The 470-nt window shown below is 78.1% G+C and carries 1 pseudogene; it reads left to right on the top strand.

From position 1 onward, the window contains the following. Positions 1-246 precede the first annotated feature (246 nt). Positions 247-470: pseudogene (locus tag ACSNOC_RS27945) on the top strand (hypothetical protein); the annotation flags it as partial.

Here is a 470-nt window from a genome sequence, read left to right as displayed (position 1 = left end):
CCCCGGACGCGACCCGCACGGCGGCTTCGTGGTCCCGGGTACTCCGGTGCCGGGGTGCGCTCGCCGGTACGGTGGGGAGCCGTTTGCCGCATACGGTGGTCCAACGGGCAGGTCGGGGCAGGGCTTGCCTTTCGGTAGGGCGAGCCGCCTGCCGCGGAGCGCGGCTGACCGGCGACCGGCCGCCGCCCGCCGCCCGCCGCCCGCCGGACAGGAACCCTGTGCACGTCGACGGCGGCCCGCACCTGCGTGTCCCCGTGGGACCCGACGCGCACCGGTGGATGGAGCACGTTCGGCGGCGCGAAGCTCCTCGTCGCCGCGCCCCGGACGGTGACCTCCGCCGTCCGCCCGCTGGAGACCCTTCCGGCACCGCTGCGCGGCGACCACCGGAACACCGTGGTCCTCGCCCACGACCCCGCAGCCGCCCCCGCCGCCGCCTTCGGCGACGGAGTCCCCGGGGTGCTCCGCGACGC

The organism is Streptomyces sp. URMC 129, from assembly GCF_051386415.1.
Classification (GTDB): domain Bacteria; phylum Actinomycetota; class Actinomycetes; order Streptomycetales; family Streptomycetaceae; genus Streptomyces.
Note: the sequence above shows the minus strand (reverse complement) of the source record. Positions and strands in the feature narration are given on the sequence as shown.